Source organism: Paraconexibacter sp., from assembly GCF_059438195.1.
The window spans coordinates 18,528-36,522 of record NZ_JBLKKY010000024.1 but is presented as its reverse complement, the minus strand read 5'-3'; the positions used below and the strand labels follow the sequence as shown (position 1 = coordinate 36,522).

The following is a 17,995-nucleotide window of genomic DNA, read 5'->3' as shown; positions in this document are numbered from 1 at the left end:
CGGCACCCCCAAGCGTCCGACACGCGGCGCCTTTCAGGTGTGTCGGTGGGCACACAGGAGTGTGGTCCTCGACACACGACGTCGTCGGCGGGCGCAGATGCGACGCCTGTAGGCTCGCCGCCGGAGAGAGCCACCACCGAGGAGGTCCGCTGTGCCCCGATCCCACGTCGAGACGACCGCCGGCGAGGTCCCGATCGCCGACCTCGGGAGGACGCTCGTCCACGAGCACCTCCTCACGGTGAGCGACGTCGTCCGCTGCGAGTGGCCGCACGTCATGGACCGCGCCTCCGAGGAGCAGGCCGCGCTCGACGCGGTCGCCGCCGTCCAGGCGCACGGCGTGAAGACGTGGGTCGACCCGTCGGTGATGAACCTCGGCCGCAACGCCGGCTTCTCGCAGCGCATCGCGCAGGACACGAAGATCACCATGGTCCTCGCGACCGGCGCGTACGTGTACGAGAGCCTGCCGCGCTACTTCCGCTTCCGCGACGTGGGCGCGCTCGCCGACTGCTTCGTCCACGATCACGAGCAGGGCATCCAGGGGACCGACGTGCGCCCCGGCTTCCTCAAGTGCGCCGTCGACGAGCACGGCATCACCGAGGACGTCGAGAAGGTGCTGCGCGCCGTCGGCGAGGCGCACACGCGGACCGGGCTCCCGGTGATGAGCCACTGCCGGCTCAGCGGCGTCTCGCTCGGGCCCGAGGGCCCGATCCCGCCGACGCCCGAGGAGCGGCAGGAGGCGATCGACCAGACGCTGCGGCAGATCGAGATCCTGCGCGAGTGCGGTGTCCCCGCGAAGGCGATCATGCTCGCCCACGTCGGCGACTCGAGCGACATCGACGCGATCGAGCGCGTCCTCGAGACGGGCGTGTGGATCGGCATGGACCGCTACGGCCTCGACATCTTCAACCCGTCGCCCGCCCGCAACGAGACGGTCGCCGAGCTCGCGAAGCGCGGCTACGCCGACCGCATGGTGCTCGGCCAGGACTCCTGCTCGACGATCGACTGGTACCCGCCCGAGGTGATCGGGATGCTCGCGCCGAGGTGGTCGCCGACGCTGATCTTCGAAGAGGAGATCCCGGCGATGCGCGAGCTCGGAGTCACCGACGAGCACGTCGCCCAGATGCTCGACGTCAACCCGGGGGCGTGGCTGGCGGAGGGCGTGTGAGCCTGGGGGTGGCGGTCCGCTGAGCGGTACGGCCCGCCGCGCGGGGCCGTGGCGATCTCGAGGGGCGGGGGGCGAATCCAACGCGCGTTCGATTCGCCCCCTATATGGGCGTCAATCCAACGCGCGTTCGATTCGACCCCCGCGGTGGCTGATGTCCCGCGGGCGACCATAGCCCCGGCCCATCGACCACAGGAGGCGGAGCTTCACAAACGTAGCTACACCTGCGTATCATTCCCATCGCCATGACGACCACGCTTCCTCTCCCCCGCCGCCTCGCCGCCGCGACCCTCGTCGCCGCCATGGCCCTCGCCTCGGCGGCCGCGTGGGTCGTCAACCCGATCGCCTGGCTCTGGATCGCGTCCCAGATGCAGGAGGCCGGGCAGCCGTCGATGGGGCTCTACCTGCTCGTCCTCGCCGGCATCGCGGTGACCGCCGTCGTCCTCGGCTGGGCCCTCGCGCACATGAACCGCGTCCACGCCGACCTCACCGGGCGCGACATCGGCTACCGCGAGCGCCTCCCCTGGCTGCGCAGCATGCGCGACACGCCGGGCGACGTCCGCGGGAGCGTCCTCGAGTCCGTCATGGTCTGCTCGGTCGGCGTCGCGGCGCTCGTCACGGGCGTGTGGTTCTTCTTCTTCGCGGGCTCCTCGCTCCCGAGCTGAGCCGGCGCGCCGCGAACCGGCGCGCACGGGGATTCGGGTTTGCCACCCTGGGAATCCGTAGTGATGACTCATCCGTTCGGCCGGATGGTCCGATACACCTGACGAGACGATGACGCTGCCCAGCCTGATCGACGTGACGACGGACTTCGACGGCCTGCCGGTCGTCTCGGTCGTCTTCGACCTCGACATGCCGCAGGCCGACGCGGCCCTCCACGCGCTGCGCACGATCCGCGACGCGCGCTACCGCCACACCGAGGTCTCCACCGACGACGCGCTCGCCCTGCGCGAGATGACCTCGCTCGTCGACGAGCTCGCCGACCGCGAGGGCGTCGAGGGCGTCGGCCGTCACGAGGCGTCCGTCGCGCGGCTCGGTGTCCTGCGCGACGCGCTCTCCGAGTTCTCGCGCGCCGATCACCTCGAGCGCGAAGGGGACCAGCAGGCCTATCCGGCCGCGATCGCGCTCCTCGACGAGGTCGAGGACCTCCACGCCGACGCGGTCCACGCCGCGCTCACCGGCGAGCCGGTCGCGCGCTGAGGGCCCGCGGCGGCCGTCCCGCCGCCGCGCGCTGCGACGATGTCCTCGTGCCCGAGGTCCGTCATCCCCGCAGCGCAGGCCTCCTGCTCCACCGGCGCGACCCCGACGCCCGGCGCGTCCTCATCGCGCACATGGGCGGCCCGCTGTGGGCGAAGAAGGACGAGCGCGCCTGGTCGATCCCCAAGGGGGAGCACCCGGAGGACGAGGAGCCCATCGCGGCCGCGCGACGCGAGTTCGCCGAGGAGCTCGGCCTGCCGGCGCCCGACGGCACGGCCGTCGACCTCGGCGAGGTCCGCCAGCGCAGCGGCAAGCGCGTCCGGTGCTGGGCGGTCGAGGCCGATCTCGACCCGGACGCGATCGTCCCCGGCACGTGCGAGATGACGTGGCCGCCGCGCAGCGGCCGGACGATCACGATCCCGGAGGTCGACCGCGTCGCCTGGATGACGATCGACGAGGCGCGCCCGCGCCTCGTCGCCGGGCAGGAGGCGTTCCTCGACCGCCTCGTCGAGGCGCTCGGCGAGGCGCGCTGAGACCCGTGCGGGTCCTCGTCGTCAACGCCGGCTCGTCGAGCCTCAAGCTCCGCGTCGTCGGCGCGGCGGACGACCTCCGCTGGAGCCGCGACCTCCCCGCCCTCACGGGCGAGCGCCTCGCCGGCGCGCTGCGCGAGGCGCTCGACGAGGCGCCGCCCGTCGACGCCTGCGGGCACCGCATCGTCCACGGCGGCGACCGCTTCCGCGACCCCGCCGTCCTCGACGGCCCCGTGCTCGACGCGCTCGACCGCGTCGCCTCGCTCGCCCCGCTCCACAACCGCCCCGCCCTCGCCGCGGCGCGCGCCCTCGGCGAGGTCCGCGGCGACCTCCCCGCGGTCGCCTGCTTCGACACGGCCTTCCACGCGACGCTCGGCGAGGCGGCGCGCACCTACGCCCTCCCGCGCGCGTGGTCGGACCGCTGGGCGCTCCCGCGCTACGGGTTCCACGGCCTCTCGCACGCGTGGAGCGCACGACGCGTCCCCGAGCTGCTCGGCCGCGACGCCGACGGGCTGCGACTCGTGAGCTGCCACCTCGGCGCGGGGGCGTCGCTCGCCGCGATCGCCGACGGCCGCTCGGTCGACACGACGATGGGCACGACCCCGCTCGACGGCCTCGTCATGGCGACGCGGTCCGGCGCCGTCGATCCCGGCCTGCTCCTCTGGGTCCAGCAGGAGGGCGGGCTCTCGGCCGCCGAGGCCGAGCACGCGCTCACCCACGAGGCCGGGCTCCTCGGCCTCTCGGGCCGCTCCGGCGACATGCGGGAGGTCCTCGCCGGGCGCGCGGAGGGCGACGAGCGCTGCCGGCTGGCGATCGCCGTCTACGTCCACCGGCTCGCCGCGGGGGTCGCCGCGATGGCGGCGTCCCTCGGCGGCCTCGACGCCGTCTCGTTCACCGGCGGCGTCGGCGAGCGGGCGCCCGCGATCCGCGCGGAGGCCGCGCGGCGCCTGCGGTTCCTCGGGCTCGACGTCGACGAGGCCCGTGACGCGGCGGTGAGCGGCCACCAGGACGCCGTCGTCTCGCCGCCGGGTGCCCGCGTCCCGGTCCTCGTCGTCGGCGCCCGCGAGGACCTCGAGATCGCGCGCGGGACGCGCGCGGCGCTCGCGACCTGACCGGCGAACCTCAGAAGGGCCACTCCCAGTGCCGGATCGACGGCGGGTCGTCGCCGGTGTCGCGCGTGTGCTGACGGTGGCGGATGCGCTCGGTCGCCATCCGCTGCCGGAGGTGCGCGGCGCCGGGGAGGACCCCGGGCACGCGGTCGACGACGTCCATGACGAGGTGGAAGCGGTCCATGTCGTTGAGCATCACCATGTCGAACGGCGTCGTGGTGGTGCCCTCCTCCTTGTAGCCGCGGACGTGGAGGTTGTCGTGGTTGTGCCGCCGGTACGTGAGCCGGTGGATGAGCCACGGATAGCCGTGGAACGCGAAGACGACCGGCCGGTCCCTCGTGAAGAGCGCGTCGAACTCCGCGTCGGAGAGGCCGTGCGGGTGCTCGTTCGGCGACTGCAGCCGCATGAGGTTGACGACGTTGACGACGCGCACCCGGAGCGACGGGAGGTGCTCGCGCAGGAGCGCGGCGGCGGCCAGGGTCTCGAGCGTCGGGATGTCCCCCGCGCAGGCGAGGACGACGTCGGGACCCTCGTCCCCGTCGTTCGACGCCCACTCCAGGATCCCGACGCCGCGCTCGCAGTGCGCGGCGGCCTCGTCCATCGGCAGGAGGTCGAGCGTCGGCTGCTTGCCCGCGACGATGACGTTGACGTAGTCGCGGCTGCGCAGGCAGTGGTCGGCGACCGAGAGCAGCGTGTTCGCGTCCGGAGGCAGGTAGACGCGGACGACCTCCGCCTTCTTGTTGACGACGTGGTCGATGAAGCCGGGGTCCTGGTGGGAGAACCCGTTGTGGTCCTGCCGCCACACGTGCGACGAGAGGAGGTAGTTGAGCGAGGCGACGGGTCGCCGCCAGGGGATGCCGCGCGCGACCTTCAGCCACTTCGCGTGCTGGTTGAACATCGAGTCGACGATGTGGACGAACGCCTCGTAGCAGTTGAAGAGCCCGTGGCGACCGGTGAGGAGGTAGCCCTCGAGCCAGCCCTGGCAGAGGTGCTCGGAGAGGACCTCCAGGACCCGGCCGTCGTGCGAGAGGTGCTCGTCGTCCGGCTCGATCTCGCCGGCGAACCCGCGGTCCGTCACCTCGAAGACCGCGCCGAGGCGGTTCGAGGCGGTCTCGTCGGGCCCGAAGATCCTGAAGTTCCGCGGGTTCGCGGCGATGACGTCGCGGAGGAACTCGCCGAGGGCGCGCGTCGGCTCGCTCGTCGACGTCGCGGGCGACGGGACGTCGACGGCGTAGTCGCGGAAGTCGGGGAGGTGGAGGTCGTGCAGGAGGACGCCGCCGTTCGCGTGCGGGTTCGCGCTCATGCGGCGCTCGCCCCGTGGCGCGAGCGCCGCGACGTCCTCGCGGAGCCGGCCGTCCTCGTCGAAGAGCTCCTGGGGCCGGTAGCTGCGCAGCCACTCCTCGAGCTGCGCGAGCTGGCCGGGATCGTCTCGGACGTCCTTCAGCGGCACCTGGTGCGACCGGAAGCTCCCCTCGGTCCGCTTCCCGCCGACGGTCTCCGGCCCCGTCCACCCCTTCGGCGTGACGAGGACGAGGGCAGGCCAGCGGGGACGCGTGCGATCGCCCTCCTCCCGCGCCCGGCGCTGGATCGCGTGGATGTCGTCGATCGCGCGGTCGAGCGCCGCCGCGAGCTCCCGGTGGACGAGCGCCGGGTCGTCGCCCTCCACGATGCGCGGGTCGTAGCCGTGCCCTTCGAGGAGCGCCCGCAGCTCCTCGCGCGGGATGCGCGCCAGCACGGTCGGGTTCGCGATCTTGTACCCGTTGAGGTGCAGGACGGGCAGGACCGCGCCGTCGCGCACGGGGTCGAGGAACTTGTTCGAGTCCCAGCTCGCCGCGAGCGGCCCGGTCTCGGCCTCCCCGTCGCCGATGACGCAGCACGCGAGGAGGTCCGGGTTGTCGAAGGCCGCCCCGTAGGCGTGGACGAGCGAGTAGCCGAGCTCGCCGCCCTCGTTGATCGAGCCGGGCACCTCGGGAGCGACGTGGCTCGGCACGCCGCCGGGGAACGAGAACTGGCGGAAGAGCCGGCGCAGCCCGGAGGTCCCGTCGCCGATCGGGTGCAGCTCGCCGTAGGTGCCCTCGAGGTACGTGCTCGCGACGAGCGCCGGGCCGCCGTGCCCCGGTCCCGTGACGAAGATCGCGTCGAGGTCGCGCTCGCCGATGACCCGGTTGAGGTGCGCGTAGAGGAGCGTGAGGCCGGGGACGGTGCCCCAGTGCCCGAGCAGGCGCGGCTTGATGTGCTCGCGGCGCAGCGGCTCGCGCAGGAGCGGGTTGTCGAGGAGGTAGATCTGGCCGACCGCGAGGTAGTTCGCCGCGCGCCACCACGCGTCGATGCGGGCGATCTCGTCGTCGGTCGGGGCGGTGCGGGCCGGCTCGGTCGAGGCCATGACGGGCTCCTTCTCTCACGGGCGACGCTCTCTTCACTACCCGTCGCCGCCCGAACGTCACGGACCCGCCACGGCGCCGGTCGGGCGCGGCTAGCATGGGACCCCTGAGCACCGTCGTCCTCGAGCCCGTCATCCACGCCGTCCTCTTCGACCTCGACGGCGTCATCACGGACACCGCGCGCGTCCACGCCGCCGCCTGGAAGGCGGTCTTCGACGACTACCTCGCCGAGCGCGCCCGGCGCACCGGCGAGGAGCAGCGGCCGTTCGACATCGACCGCGACTACTACCCGCACGTCGACGGCAAGCCGCGGATCGACGGCGTCGAGGCCTTCCTGCGCTCGCGCGGCATCGACGTCCCGCGCGGGACCGCCGACGACCCTCCCGGGACCGAGACGCTCCACGGCATCGGCCGGCGCAAGGACGACCGCTTCCTCGAGGCGATCACGACGGAGGGCGTCGAGGCGTTCCCCTCGACCATCGCGTTCGTCGAGGCGCTCGAGGCGGCCGGGATCCCGCGCGCCGTCTTCTCGGCGAGCCGCAACTGCTGCGACGTCCTGCGCGCGGCGGACGTCGAGCGCCTCTTCGACGTCGTCGTCGACGGCCGCGAAGCGGACCGCCTCCAGCTCCCCGGCAAGCCGGACCCCGCGACCCTCCTCGAGGCCGCACGCCGGCTCGGTGCCGATGCCGCCGCCTCGGTCGTCGTGGAGGACGCGACCGCTGGTGTCGCGGCGGGGCGGCGCGGCGGCTTCGGGACGATCATCGGGATCGACCGCGGCGCCGGCGTCGAGGAGCTGCGCGAGGCGGGGGCGCACCACGTCGTCGGCGACCTCGGCGAGGTCTCGCTCGAGCTCGGGGACGCGTGGCGCCTCGTCTACGAGGGCTACGACCCGGCGACCGAGAGGACCCGGGAGACGCTCTGCACGACCGGCAACGGCTACTTCGCGACGCGCGGCGCGGCCCCGGAGGCGCGCAGCGACGACGTCCACGCCCCCGGGACCTACATCTCGGGCCTCTTCGACCGGCGGACGGGCGAGATCGACGGGCACGAGGTCGAGAACGAGGATCTCGTCAACGTCCCGAACTGGCTCCCCCTCACCTTCCGCATCGAGGGCGGGGACTGGTTCGACCCCGGCCGCGTCGAGCTCCTCGAGTACACCCAGGAGCTCGACCTGCGCCGCGCGGTGCTCCACCGGCGGCTGCGCTTCCGCGACGAGGCGGGCCGGCACACGAGCGTCCGGCAGCGGCGGTTCGTGAGCATGGACGACCCGCACGTCGCGGCGCTCGAGACGACGATCGTCGCGGAGGACTGGTCGGGCCACCTCGTCGTCCGCTCCGGCCTCGACGGCAGCGTCGAGAACACCGGCGTCGAGCGCTACCGCGCCCTGCCGACGCGACACCTCTGCGGCGTCGAGACCGCGGAGACCGGCCGGGAGACGATCGAGCTGCGGGCGCGGACGATCAGCTCCCGGGTGGAGATCGTCGAGGGCGCGCGCACGACCGCGGTCGGCCGGGGCGCGACCGTCGAGCGGCGGCCGGTGGACCAGGTCGGCGACACGATCGCGCACGAGTTCGACGTCGCGGTCGAGCCGGGCGGCGAGGTCACCGTCGCGAAGACCGTCGCGATCTACACGTCACGCGACCGCGCGACCGCCGACCCCGTGACGGCGACGCGGGACACGCTCGCGCGTCTCCCGGGCTTCGAGGCGATGCTCGACCTCCACGTGATGCGCTGGCGTCAGCTCTGGCGCCGCGCGGAGTTCCGCGTCGAGGTGAGCGACGGAGCGACGCGGCCGCTCATGATGCTCAACCTCCACGTCTTCCACCTGCTGCAGACCGTGTCGCGTCACAGCATCGGCCGCGACGTCTCGATGCCGGCCCGCGGACTGCACGGCGAGGCCTACCGGGGCCACATCTTCTGGGACGAGCTCTTCGCGTTCCCGTTCCTCACGATGAACGTCCCCGAGGGCAGCCGCTCGCTCCTCATGTACCGCGTGCGGCGGCTCGGAGCGGCGCGCGAGGCCGCGCGGGGAGCGGGGTTCGCCGGGGCGATGTACCCGTGGCAGAGCGCGTCCGACGGGCGTGAGGAGACGCAGCGGATGCACCTCAACCCGCGGTCGGGTCGCTGGCTGCCGGACCGCTCGCACCGCCAGCGGCACGTCGGCATCGCGATCGCCTACAACCTCTGGCACTACGTCGACGCCACCGGCGACGACGAGTTCCTCGCGAACCACGGCGCCGAGGTGCTCCTCGAGATCGCGCGCTTCTGGGCGAGCATCGCGCGCGAGGACGTGGAGCGCGGCCGCTACGTCATCACCGGCGTCATGGGCCCCGACGAGTACCACGACGACGACCCGGCGACCGAGTCGGCGGGCCTGCGCAACAACGCCTACACGAACGTCATGGCCGCCTGGGTGCTCGAGCGCGCGCTCCAGGTCGTCGATCTCCTCCCGCGCGAGCGGTGGGCCGAGCTCCGGGAGAAGCTGGCGCTGACGACGAAGGAGCTGCGGCTGTGGGACGACGTGAGCCGCCGCCTCTACGTGCCCTTCCACGACGAGCGGATCATCAGCCAGTTCGAGGGCTACGAGGCCCTCGAGGAGCTCGACTGGGACGGCTACCGCGAGCGCTACGGGGACATCCACCGCCTCGACCGCATCCTCGAGGCCGAGGGCGACACGACGAACCGCTACAAGCTCTCGAAGCAGGCCGACGTCCTCATGCTCTTCTTCCTCCTCACCTCGGAGGAGCTCGTGAGGGTGCTCGGCCGGCTCGGCTACGACTTCGATCCGGCGTGGATCCCCGAGAACGTCGACTACTACATGCAGCGCACGTCGCACGGCTCGACCCTCAGCCGCATCGTGCACTCGTGGGTGCTCGCCCGCGCGGACCGGCCCGAGGCGTGGCCGCTCTTCGAGGAGGCGCTCGAGAGCGATCTCGCGGACATCCAGCACGGCACGACCGCGGAGGGCGTGCACCTCGGGGCGATGGCGGGCACGGTCGACCTCCTCCTGCGCGGCTTCACCGGGCTCTCCCGGAGCGGGAACACCCTCATCATCGAGCCGGAGCTGCCGGACCGCGTCGCGTCGCTCGAGTTCTCGCTGCGCCACCGGGGCCACTGGGGCGTGCGGATCCGCATCGAGCCGGGGCACCTGTGGATCACGGTCCCGCCCTCGGACGCGCCGCCGTTCACGGTCGTCTACGACCACGCCCGCGTCGAGCTGCATGCGGGGCAGACGTGGGAGACGGCCCTCGTGACGTCGTGAAGGCGGGCGGCGCTCGTCGCGCCGCCGCCCTCGACGCGTCGGGGACTACATGCGCTTGCGCAGCAGCTCCTTGCCCTGCTCGGCGCCCTTCTTGCTCTCGCCCTGCGCGCGGCGGAAGAAGTCCGCGAGCTCCTGGTCGCCGCTTCGCTCGGCGTCCTTCGCGTAGGTCTCCATCCGCAGTGCGTTGCTGAGGCAGGACTCCACGAACCAGAACAGGTCGTAGTCCTTGTCCATCGTGCCGGTGATGTCGCCGGCTTCCGTCGCGGTGGCCACGTGAGACCTCCTTGGGTTGGGATCACCTCGGAGGATTCCCGTGGTCGGGGGCGGCCAATCACCCGAGGACGGAGATGAACTCGTCGCGCACCTCGGCGACCCGTCGCCGCGCGTCGTGCCGGCAGCGCTCCGCCTCGCGGCGGGCGTCCTCGGTGAGGCAGTAGTCGAGCGCGTCGCCGAGCGCCTCGTCGTCGAGGTGATCGGCGCGCAGGATCGCCGGCCAGCCGAGGGTCTCCGCCTGGCGGGCGACCTTCGCGCCGCCGGCGATCGGGTCGACCGCGACCGCCGGGACGCCGGCGCGGAGAGCGAGGACGAGCCCGTGGAGGCGCGTCGTGACGACGACGTCCATCCGCGCGACGAGCGCGGCCACCTCGCGTGCCGTGCGCAGCCCGGTGCCGTTGACGTCGAGCCGCGTGTCGATCGGCACCGGCGCGGCCTCCCGGGAGGCGAGCAGGCGGTCGATCGCGGCGTGGACCTGCTCGTGCATCCCGTGGCGGTACTCCTTCTGCGGGTGGACGAGGACGACGCCGACGACGGGGACGGGCGGCGGGTCCGCGAGGAACACGATGTCCGGGCGCGAGGCGCGGTCGCTGTCGCGCTCCCACAGGAGGTCGAAGGGGTCCCAGTCGTCGAGAGGCGCGAGCATCGTGAGGTCGAGGCCGACGAGGCGCCGCTCGCGGAAGCGCTCGACGAACGCGTCGAGCGGCTTGCCGTTCCCCGCGGGGCCGCAGACGAAGACGACGTCCTCGACCGACGCGGGCTCGACCTGCCGCCAGTCGATGCCGCCCGTGAACGGCGGCGCGGTCGCGACGACGCACTCGCGGCCCGCCTCCTCGAGCCACCGGCAGGCGAGGTCGCGCGCGAGCAGGTCGCCGGCGGTCGCGCCCATCTGCTCGAAGCTGAACCACCCCGCGACGAGCGTGCGCGTCACGACGAGCTCCTGTGCGCGGGTGCTGCGGGCACCGCGGCGACGTCGTCGAGGAGGCGGCGGAGGACGCGGTCGCTCGCGAAGCGCTCGCGCGCGATCTCGCGCGCGGCGGCCGCGTGACGGCCGGGGTCGGCGGAGATCGCGTGGAGACCCGCGAGCGCCTCGGCCTCGTCGTCGAAGGCGAAGAGACCCTCGCCGGTGTCGATGACCTCGCTGAAGCCCGTGTCCTGGACGACGGCCGGCACCCCGAGCGCGAGATAGCAGGCGGTCCGGCACGAGAACCACCCGCTGCGGCTCGCGACGTACGCGTTCTTCGCGACGCTCCACTCGCCCGCCGAGCTCGCGAGGTGGTCGAGGTACTCCCACGGACCCTGCGAGACGCGGCTCGCGGGGGCGAGCCGCCATCCGCGCCGGCGCATCTCGTCGAACGGCGCCTTCCCGCTGATGGCGAGCTCGAGGGGCACCGGGCTCCGGGCCGCGAGGCCGAGGAAGCGCCGGAACTCCGTCGACTTCCCCGTGTAGGCGGTGCCGCCGACGACGGGGCCCGACTCCGCCGGCTCCCACGAGGCGACCGTCGTGACGGCCTCGCGTCGACGGTCGAGGGGGACGACGCGGCGCTCGAGGACGTCGAGCACGACCGGCTGGCGCGTCGGCCGCCACTCGAAGAGCTCGGCGGGGACCGCGCAGCCGGGGCGGCCCACGAGCTCTCCGAACGTGAGGAAGGCGTCGTGGGCGCGGAGCATGTCCACGCGCTCGCGCTCCGTCTCCGAGGCGGTGCCGTCGAGATAGGCGGGGACCGACGCCTGCGTGTACATCGGGTCGCTGTCGAGGAACGCGACGCGATCCGCGGCGAAGTACTCGTCGCGCATCCAGCAGGAGGCCGACACGTGGAGGAAGAGGTCCGCCGACGCGCAGAACCGGACGACCTCCTGCCACGCCCGGCCGTACGTCGCGCCGGTGCCGTCGCGGAAGAACCAGCGGCTCGCGAGCTCGGGCTCGAGCGCCTCGACGTTGCGGGCGAAGCGCGCCGCGTTGTCCGCGCCGCTCTCGACGAACGTCGCCTGCCCGGGGTCGTAGCACCACCGGCCCGTGTCCTCGAGGTAGAGGACGTCGTGGCCGAGCCGGTGGAAGCCGAGCGCATACTGGAGGTAGTCCCAGAAGACGCCGCCGAGCGGGTAGGTGACGGCGAGCCCGGTCACCACGATGCGGAGCCGATCGGTCACGCCGCGGTCTCCTCGAGGCTGAGCTCGTCGGCGAGCCGGCGGATCTCGCCGAGCCGCCAAGGCGGGTTGTCGCGCTTCTTGATGCGGCCGCCGAGCCATCGGAGGTGGAGGAGGATCTGCGACAGCCGCAGACGCTGGGCGAAGACGTCGTCGGCATCGGTGGCGTGTCGGGCCGTCCGGTACGCGGAGATCGCCTCGGCGGCGATCTCCGGCGGGCACCCCTCGATGATGGCGGCGAGGTCGGTCTCCGCGGCGCCGATCGCGGCCGACTCCCAATCGACCGGGCGGATGACGCCGCGCTGCACGAGGACGTTGCCCGGATAGAACTCGCCGTGGAGGACGACGGCCCCGTCGAGGAGGAGCGGATCGACCTGCTCGACCGCGCGACGCGCGACGTCAGCCAGCCACGGTGCGGCTTCTCCCATCTGCGCGACGGCCCGGGCGGCCCACGCCCGGTGGTACTCGACGTCGTGCACGGTGAGGAGCGAGGCCGCCGCGATCGCGACGGGTGCGGTCGCCAGGTGCAGCCTGCCCGCGCAGGCGGCGGCCGCGACGAACGCCTCCCACCCGAGATCGCGGACGCGGAGCGCGTCGCCGAGATGCTCGGTGAAGAGCCAGGTCCGGCCATCGCCGTCGACCGACGTGCCGAGAAGGCGCGGAGCCGGAGTGTCGACGTGGGCGAGGATCTCGCGATACACGCACGCCTCGTAGGCGACGCCACCGCGGTGACCGCCACGCGCGCCGTCGTCCGGGTCTCCGTACTTGCAGAACACCTCGAGCGGGGCCCCTTCGCCGACGTCGCACGACACGACATCGCTCGCGAACGTGCTCTCGCGGGCGTTCGCCACGCGTTCGATGGTGAGGACGTCGGCGCCGAGCGCTGCAGCGAGGGCCTCGCGGAGAGCGCTGGTGCCCGGCCGCGCGCCGCGCGGTGCCGCCCAGTCAGACATGCGCCACCCGGGCGACGTCGGCGATCCGGCCGTCCCGGATCGTGAGCTTGATGTCGCAGGTCTCCAGCGTCGAGAGGCGGTGGGCGATCATGAAGACGGTCCGGCCCTCCATGAGCCGCTCCATCGCGTCCATGATGAGCCGCTCGGTCTCCATGTCGACCGCGCTCGTCGGCTCGTCGAGGATGAGGATCGGCGCGTCCTTGAGGAACGCCCGCGCGAGGGACACCCTCTGACGCTCGCCGCCCGAGAGCCGCAGGCCGCGGTCGCCGACCTGCGTGTCGTAGCCGTCCGGGAGCCGGAGGATCGCCTCGTGCACGCCGGCCGCCCGCGCGGCCTGCTCGATCGCGTCGTCGTCGGCGTCCGGCCGCGCGTAGGCGATGTTCTCGGCGATCGTCGTCGAGAACAGCACGGGCTCCTGGAGGACGATCGCGAACTGCCCGCGCACGTCGGAGAGACGGATGTCGCGGATGTCGGTCCCGTCGAGGAGGATGCGCCCGGAGGTCGGGTCGTAGAAGCGGTTGAGGAGGCTGACGAGCGTCGTCTTCCCCGCCCCCGTCGCCCCGACGAGGCCGACGCGCGTGCCCGGCGGCATGGCGAAGGAGACGTCGTCGAGGACGGGCGGGCTGCTCCCGTACGCGAACGAGACGTGCTCGAACACGACGTCGCCGCGCGCGCGTTCGAGCGCGATCGCGTCCGGGCGCTCATCGACGTCGGGCTCCTCGTCGAGCGTCGCGAAGACGCGCTCGGCGCTCGCGAGCTGGAACTGGAGCGTGCCCGCGTTCTTGCTGAGCGTCTTCAGCGGGGTGTAGAGCTGCCCGAGGTAGGACATGACGAGGATGAGCTCGCCGAGCGTGACCGCTCCGGACTCGACGCGGCGCGTCCCGATGAAGAGCACGAGCGCCGTGCCGATCGCGGTGACCATCGCGATCGCCCCGCCGTAGCCGGTCGAGGCGAGCGCGTAGCGGACGCGGGCGCCCATCCCCTCGTGGAAGTGCGTCGCGAAGCGCTCGGCCTCGTGGTCCTCGCGGCCGAACGCCTTCACGACCCGGGCCGCGGCGAGGCTCTCCTGCGCGACCGTCATGCCGCTGCTCTCGAGCCGCTTCACGTCGCGCGCCCGTCGCTTGAGCCGGGGCCGCGAATACCAGGCGCCGAGGAGGAGGAACGGCGTGATCGCGAGCGCGACGGCGGCGAGCGCGACGTCGATCAGCGCGGTGACGACGAGCATCGCGACGACCGTGAACGACGCCGTCACCATGGCGATGAGCGTGTCGACCGCGATGTGCTGGATCGAGAGCGTGTCGTACTGCAGCCGGTAGAGCGAGTCCGAGGTCCCGCGGAGGTCGTGGTAGGCGACCGAGAGCCGCTGGAGGTGGCGGAAGAGCCGCGTCCGCAGGCCGAGGACGAGCCGCTCGCCGGTGATCGCGCGCAGCACCTCGCTCGCGAGCAGCTGCGCCTGCACGAGGAGGGCGACGAGGAGGGCGAGGACGACCGCCGCCACGAGGGCGGCGTCGTCACCCGACGGCACCGCCCATGCGATGAAGCCGGGGATCGGCTTGTCGTCGAGGACGCTGTCGACGACGATCTTCAGCGGGACGGGGGTGAGGAGCGCGAGCGGGGTCGCCAGGACGCTGAGGGCGAAGAGGACGGCGATCCGCGGAGCCTCGGGGCGCGCCTCGGTGGCGAGCCGCCGGTAGAGCGTCCGCTCGCGCGGGGGCGGTGCGTCGTCACTCACGGGCCGTCGCCTCCGCCTCGCCCGCGGCCGCGTCGCGCGCGTGCCGCCACCGCGGGAACGCGTCCCCGCCGCGCGCGTCGTCGCCCCTCGACGAGGGCAGGTCGACGAGCCCGAGGGCGCCGTCGCAGACGGCGAGGATGCAGTCCGCCCTCGCGGCCGTCGACGGGTTCGACGTCGTCACGACGATGCTGCGGCCGCTGCTGAGGCGGGCGATGATCTCGGGCAGCTCGGCGAGGTCGTCGCCATGCCCGTTGCCCGCGTCGGCGAGGACGACGACGTCCGGGTCGGCGAGGAAGGCGCGGATGTAGGCGAGCCGGCGCAGCAGATCCGCAGGGACGCCTTCCCCGTGGGGCCCGAGCGGGGTCGCGTATCGCGCGGGCAGCCGCTCGATGAGGTCGGAGGCGCCGCACGCGGCGACCGCCTCGAGGAGCTCCGCGGCCGTTGCGCCCGGGCGTGCCGCGCGGAGGTTGGCCTCGAGGGACCTGCTCAGCAGGAGGGGCTCCGGCGGGATGACGGCGATGCTCAGGTGACCGCCCCGCTCGGAGCCGCGGACGAGCGCGTCGAGGACCGAGGCGAGCGTCTCCCGCGGCGACGCGCTCTCGTCGAGGAGGGCGGCGACGCGGCCCTCCTCCAGCGGCGCCGGGACGCGGCGTCGGCTTTCCTCCGGCTCCTCCCGGCTCGCCTGCTCCGCGAGGCGCGGGACGTGCTTCGCGAGCCGGGAGATCGCTGCGGACCCCTCGAGGAGCCCGATGACCAGGACGGCGACGGCCGACGCCGCGAGGAGCGTCGCGAGGATCGGCCTCCCGTCCCCGACCGCGAGGACGGCGATGAGCGCGAGCACCGCGACGAGCGGCAGCACGACGGGCTGGACGCGCGGACGCAGGCGGACGCGCAGGAGCTGGCGACCGGCGCCGTGCTCCTCGGTCGCCATCCGCGCCCGGGCCGAGCCGAGGACACCTCCGCGCACCTCGAGGTCCCACCGGTCGTAGTCGCCCCCGCGCCGCACCGAGAGGCCGTCGTGGCGGAGCGCGCCTTCGAGCGCGGTGAGCCGGTCCTCCGGGGCCTGCCACTCCTCGCACCACAGGCGATGCGTCCGCGGCAGGGCGAGGCCGTCGTGCGGGGCGGGACGGCGCCGCCACGGGACGAGCCCTTCCGTCCAGCGCCCCCAGAGCCGCGCCATCGGCTGGAGGACGAAGAGCGCCGCCGTGAGGACGCGTCGGCCGAGGAGGCCTCGCCGGGTCGCCGGAGGCGTCGGGAACTCGGCGAGGGAGGCGCCGCGGACGGCGATGGCGGCGAGCGCCGCGCTCGCGGCGAGCAGGGCCGGCGCGGTCCACAGGAGCGGCGTCCACAGGGCGCTGAGCGAGGTGAGGAGGCCGAGGATGCCGATGACGCAGAGCCACTCGGGCATGAGCGCGTAGGTCGCGGCGCGCGGATGGTCGGCGGCGTAGAGCCGCTGGAAGAAGGCGCTCCCCCACGTGCCGTAGTACACGCGCCAGCGCTGCATGAGGGGCTGGCCGACGGGAAGGTAGATGCGTCCGGTCCAGCGCACGTGGCCGACGCCGTTGTACCGCTGCGGCCACTTGCGCTCGAGCATCGCCTCGGCCCTGCCGTAGGACCGCTGCTGGCGCCAGTACCGGCGCACGCTGTCCCGGCGGTGGTGCCACACCATCGCCGCTGGGCTCCATCCGATCGTCCAGCCCTGGTCCTGCAGCCTCCAGCAGAGGTCGACGTCGTCGCCGGCGACGTGGAACTGCTCGTCGAACCCGCCGATCTCGAGGAGCGCGTGCCAGCGGACCGCGAGGTTGCAGCCGGGCACGTGCTCGGCGACGGAGTCGGAGAGGAGGACCTCGACCGGGCCGCCGGGGGCGTTCGCGACGCAGTCGGCGACGGCGCTCGCGTCCTTCGGCGGCAGGTTCGGGCCCCCCACCGCGACGTGGTCGCTCGTCGTGAAGCTCGTCGCGAGGTACGTGAGCCAGTCCGGGTCCGGCCAGGCGTCGTCGTCGAGGTAGGCGATGATCTCGCCGCTGGCGGCGCGCGCGCCGGTGTTGCGGGCGCTGCTCAGCCCGCGGTTGGGGGTCGAGATGACCCGGGCGCCGTGCGCGGCGGCGATGCGCGCGGTGTCGTCGGTCGAGCCGTCGTCGACGACGATGACCTCGTAGTCGGGGTAGTGGAGCTCGCGCGTCGCCGCGAGCGTCGTCCCGATCGTCCGGGCGCCGTTGTGGGAGCAGACGACGACGCTCATCCGCGGCGGCGTCTCCTCGGGCCGGGGCAGCCGCCGCATCGTCTCGCTCACCGCGGCGAGCGCGGGCTTCGGCGTGCGGTCCCGGCGCGTGAGGCCGAAGTCCCAGTCCTCGATGTCGTGGCCGCCGCGGTGCCACTCGTCGGTCCAGGCGAAGACCATCGCGCCCGCGCAGCCGGCGCCGAACGTCGTGCGCAGCTGCCAGCGGAGCGCCTCGGCCTGGGCCGCGTCGCCGTTGCGGCGGCTGTCGAGCCCGATCTCCGCCATCACGAGGGGACGGCTGCCGGCGACGACCTGGAGCCGGTGGAGGTAGGCCGCGAGGCGGTCCTCGTCCTCGAGGTAGACGTTGAAGCAGCACAGATCGAGGAAGTCGAGCTCGAGGTACTCGGTCGTCGGGAAGTTGACGTAGGTGACCAGGCTGCCGGGGTCCTCCGCGCGCACGGCGCCGGTGAGGCGCTCGAGGAACCCCTCGACCCGGCGGCGGCCGTGCCAGCGGACGATCGGCGCGGGGATCTCGTTGCCGACGGCGTAGCAGAGGAGGGCCGGGTGGCCGGCGCAGCGCGCGACCCCCTCGCGGACCCGCCGCTCGATGTTCTTCGCGCGGCCGCGGTCGTCGAGGAAGGCGACGTGCTGCTCCCAGGGCAGGCCGACCATGACGCGGAGCCCGTGGCGGGCGGCGGCGTCGAGCACACGCAGCGGCGGCGGCGTGTACGTCCGCAGCGCGTTGAAGCCGGCCGCGGACATCGCGGCGAGGTCGTGCTCGAGGAGGTCGTCGACGGGGAAGTCGTCGCCGCCCTCCCGGTGCGCGAACGTCCCGTAGGTGACGCCGCGGACGTAGAGCTTCTCGTCCCCGACCCACAGGAACTTCCCGCGGACGGCCGGGCGATGGCCTGCGGGCGTCGGAGAAACGTCCTTGTGACCGTCGCGATTCGCGGCACTCGTCGGTGTCGCCATCGTCGGCTCCTGCTCCGTCCGGGGAACGAGAAGCCGAGCATAGGCCGGGTGCGGG

The 17,995-nt window shown here is 73.5% G+C and carries 13 protein-coding genes; 6 read left to right on the top strand and 7 right to left on the bottom strand.

The window, feature by feature from the left end; translation table 11 throughout:
- Positions 1 to 151 precede the first annotated feature (151 nt).
- The 5 genes from ACME2J_RS10365 (at position 152) to ACME2J_RS10345 (ending at position 4,001) form a co-directional block, all read left to right on the top strand.
- A complete protein-coding gene (locus ACME2J_RS10365) occupies positions 152 to 1,165 on the top strand; it encodes a phosphotriesterase family protein (RefSeq protein ID WP_495544834.1) in 1,014 nt (337 codons plus the stop codon).
- 242 nt (positions 1,166 to 1,407) lie between these two features.
- Entirely contained in the window at positions 1,408 to 1,827 is a 420-nt protein-coding gene (locus ACME2J_RS10360) for a hypothetical protein (protein ID WP_495544833.1), read from the top strand.
- Positions 1,828 to 1,936: 109 nt separating this feature from the next.
- Positions 1,937 to 2,362, top strand: a complete 426-nt coding sequence (locus tag ACME2J_RS10355; RefSeq protein ID WP_495544832.1) for a hypothetical protein — start codon at positions 1,937 to 1,939, stop codon at positions 2,360 to 2,362.
- 47 nt (positions 2,363 to 2,409) lie between these two features.
- The gene (locus ACME2J_RS10350) at positions 2,410 to 2,892 is read left to right on the top strand and encodes an NUDIX hydrolase (protein WP_495544831.1); all 483 of its coding nucleotides are present in this window, start codon (positions 2,410 to 2,412) and stop codon (positions 2,890 to 2,892) included.
- A gap of 5 nt (positions 2,893 to 2,897) precedes the next feature.
- Positions 2,898 to 4,001 (top strand): acetate/propionate family kinase, encoded by a 1,104-nt coding sequence (locus tag ACME2J_RS10345; protein WP_495544830.1) that lies wholly within the window; start codon positions 2,898 to 2,900, stop codon positions 3,999 to 4,001.
- 10 nt (positions 4,002 to 4,011) lie between these two features.
- On the opposite strand, the gene ACME2J_RS10340 is transcribed toward ACME2J_RS10345, so the two are convergent.
- Entirely contained in the window at positions 4,012 to 6,381 is a 2,370-nt protein-coding gene (locus tag ACME2J_RS10340) for a phosphoketolase family protein (RefSeq protein ID WP_495544829.1), read from the bottom strand.
- Positions 6,382 to 6,476: 95 nt separating this feature from the next.
- Between ACME2J_RS10340 and ACME2J_RS10335 the strand changes: the two genes are divergently transcribed.
- A complete protein-coding gene (locus ACME2J_RS10335; RefSeq protein WP_495544828.1) occupies positions 6,477 to 9,641 on the top strand; it encodes an HAD-IA family hydrolase in 3,165 nt (1,054 codons plus the stop codon).
- 45 nt (positions 9,642 to 9,686) lie between these two features.
- Here ACME2J_RS10335 and ACME2J_RS10330 read toward each other — a convergent pair whose 3' ends face one another.
- The 6 genes from ACME2J_RS10330 to ACME2J_RS10305 form a co-directional block, all read right to left on the bottom strand.
- Positions 9,687 to 9,875, bottom strand: a complete 189-nt coding sequence (locus tag ACME2J_RS10330; RefSeq protein ID WP_495544851.1) for a hypothetical protein — start codon at positions 9,873 to 9,875, stop codon at positions 9,687 to 9,689.
- Between the two features lie 97 nt (positions 9,876 to 9,972).
- Positions 9,973 to 10,845: a polysaccharide pyruvyl transferase family protein gene (locus ACME2J_RS10325; RefSeq protein ID WP_495544827.1), complete on the bottom strand. Its 873-nt coding sequence runs from the start codon at positions 10,843 to 10,845 to the stop codon at positions 9,973 to 9,975.
- Positions 10,842 to 12,065 (bottom strand): glycosyltransferase family 1 protein, encoded by a 1,224-nt coding sequence (locus ACME2J_RS10320; RefSeq protein ID WP_495544826.1) that lies wholly within the window; start codon positions 12,063 to 12,065, stop codon positions 10,842 to 10,844. The genes ACME2J_RS10325 and ACME2J_RS10320 overlap by 4 nt, the downstream gene beginning before the upstream one ends.
- Positions 12,062 to 12,913, bottom strand: coding sequence for a phosphotransferase (locus tag ACME2J_RS10315; protein ID WP_495544825.1), 852 nt, complete (start codon positions 12,911 to 12,913; stop codon positions 12,062 to 12,064). Before ACME2J_RS10315 ends, ACME2J_RS10320 begins: the two co-directional genes overlap by 4 nt.
- Before the next feature lie 94 nt (positions 12,914 to 13,007).
- Positions 13,008 to 14,747: an ABC transporter ATP-binding protein gene (locus ACME2J_RS10310; protein WP_495544824.1), complete on the bottom strand. Its 1,740-nt coding sequence runs from the start codon at positions 14,745 to 14,747 to the stop codon at positions 13,008 to 13,010.
- Positions 14,740 to 17,940: a glycosyltransferase gene (locus tag ACME2J_RS10305; RefSeq protein WP_495544823.1), complete on the bottom strand. Its 3,201-nt coding sequence runs from the start codon at positions 17,938 to 17,940 to the stop codon at positions 14,740 to 14,742. The genes ACME2J_RS10310 and ACME2J_RS10305 overlap by 8 nt, the downstream gene beginning before the upstream one ends.
- Positions 17,941 to 17,995 lie beyond the last annotated feature (55 nt).